1 protein-coding gene is annotated in these 337 nt (G+C 43.9%); it reads left to right on the top strand.

The features are described 5' to 3' along the window. Positions 1-243 (top strand): LPXTG cell wall anchor domain-containing protein (locus SORDD05_RS09665; RefSeq protein WP_155718874.1); only part of this gene is annotated, 243 nt, incomplete at its 5' end. Between the last annotated feature and the right edge of the window lie 94 nt (positions 244-337).

The following is a 337-nucleotide window of genomic DNA, read 5'->3' as shown; positions in this document are numbered from 1 at the left end:
AGCGCAAGTACCTCAGCTAGCTTGTCTGACAGTGCTTCAATCTCAAGTGCATTGAACCACTCACAAGCTCCTGCACAACAACCTGCTGGACCAGGACGTTCAAACGGTAGAAAACTTCCAAATACAGGAACTGCAAGTAACCAATTTGCTGGTCTTGGATTAGGAGTAGCTGCCTTGGCAACTGCCTCTCTTCTTGGCAAGAAGAAGAAATCAGCAGCTTCTGAAATGGATTTAGAAGACTAAGTCCCAAAAATCGACTAAAATGAAATTGTTGATATCATTTTAGCGATGAAAACAAGAACCCCGGATAGCTCAAGGCTATCTGGGGTTTTTGGCT

The sequence above is a fragment of the Streptococcus oralis genome (assembly GCF_001578705.1).
In the GTDB taxonomy this organism is placed as follows: domain Bacteria; phylum Bacillota; class Bacilli; order Lactobacillales; family Streptococcaceae; genus Streptococcus; species Streptococcus oralis_J.
This window is presented reverse-complemented; position numbering and strand designations above follow the sequence as displayed.